This window comes from Micromonospora sp. NPDC000207, assembly GCF_040300925.1.
Classification (GTDB): domain Bacteria; phylum Actinomycetota; class Actinomycetes; order Mycobacteriales; family Micromonosporaceae; genus Micromonospora.
In genome coordinates this window covers 1-3,841 of the sequence record NZ_JBEPEQ010000210.1, presented here as the reverse complement: position 1 = coordinate 3,841, position 3,841 = coordinate 1, and the positions used below count along the sequence as shown (strand labels likewise).

The following is a 3,841-nucleotide window of genomic DNA, read 5'->3' as shown; positions in this document are numbered from 1 at the left end:
CTGCTGTGCACTGCCTGGCGGGTCAGGAGCCCCGGAGAACCGCGCACCCACCCCGACCCCGCCCCCGCGCCGGCGACCCCGCCTCCCAGGCCGGCGACCCTGCCCCCCCCCCGGGCCAGGACACTCCCTCACCGGTTTCCCCCATCAGCCGATTCCCCGCCCTGACGGCCCCCTACCGGCCGTACTCCTCCCGACTCCTGTGGTGATCAAGGGGTTTGCGTCACGGGTGATCTCCAATCGTGACGCAAACCCCTTGATCAACGCACGTGGGAACGCTCGTGAGGTGAGGTGAGGTGAGGTGAGGTAGGCGGCGGGTGGGGTGGGGGTGGGGGTCAGGGGCGGGTTTGGATTTCCTCGCGGATGGTGCGGAGGAGTCCGCCGGCCTCGCTGACCGGTCGACCGGGGAACATCGCCATCACCACGCTGCCGTGGTCGGCCCAGCCGCAGACCGCGAAGTCGCCGCCCTCCCCGCCGGTCGTACCGCATTTCATGGTGCCGCCGAGCCGACCGGCGGGAACCTCGCTGATGCCGGCGACCTCGCCGGTCTCGTCGGCCATCAGGCCGAAGAGGGTGTCCAGATCCCGTTCCGGCTGCCACAACAGGGCCGAGCCACCGAAGATGAGCACCGGCCGCCGGTCGTCGGCGGGGTCGCCGTACACGGTGCCGAAGCTGCTTTCCAGGTCGATCTGGGCGGCGAAACCGTTGCGCAGGTAGTCGGCGGTGCTCCGGGCCCGTTCGCTGTCGTCGCGGGACAGCCCGGCGACCCGGTCCGGAGTGGTCAGGTCGGTGTCCCGCTGCTGTGCCACCCGCCAGCCTGCGACACCGAGGGCACCGGCTCCGGCCAGCCCGACGACGAGGGCCGCCGCCAGGGCCCACCGTGCCCGCTTCGAGCCGAACAGCGAGCGCCGAGGGCCGTCGTCCGGGTCGTGGTGACTCAGCCGGATCGGCTCCTCGGCGAGCTCCACCGGCTCGGCTCCGTCGGGGTACGGGCGGCCGGAGGCAGGTGCGTACCCACCGGACACGGAGGTGCCGGTGACGTGTGCGTCGGACATGACCGACACCGTACGCGAACCACCGGTGGTGCACGTCAGGTCCGCCGAAGCGCTCCGTAGACTTCGAGGGTGACCGAGAGACTGGATGCCCGACGCCCCGACGCCCCGACCCTTGCCGGCCAGTACCAGCCCGGTGAGGTAGAGCAGCGACGGTACGAGCAGTGGGTAGCCGCGGGCCACTTCCGGGCGGATCCCCGCAGCGACCGGCCCCCGTTCACTATCGTCATCCCCCCGCCGAACGTCACCGGCGTCCTGCACATGGGGCACGCCCTCGACCACACCGTCCAGGACTCGCTGATCCGGCGTAAGCGGATGCAGGGCTTCGAGGCGCTCTGGCTGCCCGGCATGGACCACGCCGGCATCGCCACGCAGAACGTCGTGGAGCGGCAGTTGGCCGCCGAGGGGCTGTCCCGGCACGACCTGGGGCGCGACGAGTTCGTCGACCGGGTGTGGCGGTGGAAGGCCGAGTCCGGCGGGGCGATCCTCGGCCAGATGCGCCGGCTCGGTGACTCCGTCGACTGGGACCGCGAGCGCTTCACCATGGACGAGGGGCTGTCGCGGGCCGTACAGACGATCTTCAAGAAGCTGTACGACGACGGTCTCATCTACCGGGCGAACCGGATCATCAACTGGTGTCCACGGTGCCTGACGGCGCTGTCGGACATCGAGGTGGAGCACACCGACGACGACGGTGAGCTGGTCTCGATCAGGTACAGCGACGACGTGGTGGTGGCCACCACCCGGGCCGAGACGATGCTCGGTGACACCGCTGTCGCTGTGCACCCCGACGACGAGCGGTACCGGCACCTGATCGGTACCGAGGTCGAGCTGCCGCTCACCGGACGGCGGATCCCGATCGTGGGTGACCCGCACGTCGACCCGTCCTTCGGCACCGGCATGGTCAAGGTGACCCCGGCACACGACCCGAACGACTTCGAGATCGGCCAGCGGCACGGCCTGCCCTCGTTGACGGTGATGGACGAGCGAGGTGTGATCACCGTGCCCGGTCCCTTCCAGGGACTGGACCGTTACGAGGCCCGGCCGGCGATCGTCGCCGCCCTGCGTGAGCAGGGCCTGATCGTGGCCGAGAAGCGGCCGTACGTGCACGCGGTCGGGCACTGCTCGCGGTGTAAGACGACCGTCGAGCCCCGGCTGTCGTTGCAGTGGTTCGTCAACACCACCCCGCTGGCCCAGGCGGCGGGGGACGCGGTGCGCGACGGCCGGGTGAAGATCGAGCCGCCCGAGCTGGCCAAGCGGTACTTCGCCTGGGTCGACAACATGCACGACTGGTGCATCTCCCGCCAGCTCTGGTGGGGCCACCGGATCCCGGTCTGGTACGGCCCCGACGGCGAGGTCGTCTGCGTCGGCCCCGACGAGCAGCCGCCGACCGGCGAGGGCTGGCACCAGGACGAGGACGTCCTGGACACCTGGTTCTCCAGCGGGCTGTGGCCGTTCTCCACCCTCGGCTGGCCGGAGCAGACCCCCGACCTGGCGAAGTTCTACCCGACGAGCGTCCTGGTCACCGGGTACGACATCCTTTTCTTCTGGGTCGCCCGGATGATGATGTTCGGCCTGTACGCGATGGACGGCAAGCCGCCCTTCGAGGTGGTGGCCCTGCACGGCATGGTCCGTGACGAGTTCGGCAAGAAGATGTCCAAGTCCTTCGGGAACGTGGTGGACCCGCTGGACTGGATCGACCGCTTCGGTGCCGACGCCGTCCGGTTCACCCTGGCCCGGGGTGCCAACCCCGGCTCTGACGTCCCGGTCAGCGAGGACTGGTGCCAGGGCTCGCGCAACTTCTGCAACAAGCTCTGGAACGCCACCCGGTTCGCACTGATGAACGGTGCCCACACCGAGGGGCCGTTGCCGCCCGCCGCGCAGCTCTCCACCGTCGACAGGTGGATCCTGTCCCGACTCACGCACGTCACCGCCGAGGTGGACGAGCAGTTCGAGGGGTACGAGTTCGCGAAGGTCTGCGACCTGCTCTACCACTTCGCCTGGGACGACGTCTGTGACTGGTACGTCGAGCTGACCAAGCCGGTGCTCGCCGGTGGCGGTGCGGCGGCCGAGGCGACCCGACGGGTGCTCGGGCACGTCCTGGACCAGCTGCTGCGGCTGCTGCACCCGGTGATGCCGTTCGTCACCGAGGAGCTGTGGACCGCGCTGACCGGCGCGGGGACGGTGGTGACCGCCGCCTGGCCGACGGCCGACCGTACCCTTGTCGACGACAGTGCGGAGGCCGAGGTCGGCACCGTCCAACGGGTGGTGACCGAGATCCGGCGGTTCCGTTCCGACCAGGGGCTGCGTCCCACGCAGCGGGTCGCGGCGCGGCTGGACGGCCTGACCGGGGCGGGCATCGAGGCGCACGAGCCGTTGATTCGCTCCCTGGTCCGACTGGACACCCCCGGCGACGACTTCCAGTCAAGCGCCACCCTGGCGATGCCCGGTGAGGTCAGCGTCGCCCTGGACACCCGGGGCTCCATCGACGTGGCCGCCGAGCGGGCCCGGCTGACCAAGGACCGTGTCGCCGCCGAGAAGGAGGTGACGCAGGCCCGGGGGAAGCTGGACAACCCGGCCTTCGTGGGGAAGGCCCCGGAGCACGTGGTCGACAAGATCCGGACCCGGCTCGCCGCCGCCGAGTCCGACCTGGTCCGCATCGACGCCGCACTGGAGGCGCTGCCGTCGTGACCGAGCGCATCGAACGCACCGATCAGCCCGCCGACCCGTCGGGTCGGGAGGGCTCCGCCCGTCGCGCCGCCCGGGCTGGCCCCGCGGCGCGGGCCGGGGGC

Annotated in this window: 2 protein-coding genes; one reads left to right on the top strand and one right to left on the bottom strand. The window is 70.9% G+C overall.

What is annotated here, in order from left to right; all coding sequences use genetic code 11:
• Nucleotides 1-332: 332 nt before the first annotated feature.
• Nucleotides 333-1,022 carry a hypothetical protein gene (locus tag ABT336_RS27010; protein ID WP_502891280.1) on the bottom strand — a complete coding sequence of 230 codons (690 nt, stop codon included), beginning with the start codon at nucleotides 1,020-1,022 and terminating at the stop codon, nucleotides 333-335.
• Between the two features lie 99 nt (nucleotides 1,023-1,121).
• Between ABT336_RS27010 and ABT336_RS27005 the strand changes: the two genes are divergently transcribed.
• The gene (locus ABT336_RS27005) at nucleotides 1,122-3,740 is read left to right on the top strand and encodes a valine--tRNA ligase (RefSeq protein WP_350900359.1); all 2,619 of its coding nucleotides are present in this window, start codon (nucleotides 1,122-1,124) and stop codon (nucleotides 3,738-3,740) included.
• Nucleotides 3,741-3,841: the final 101 nt, after the last annotated feature.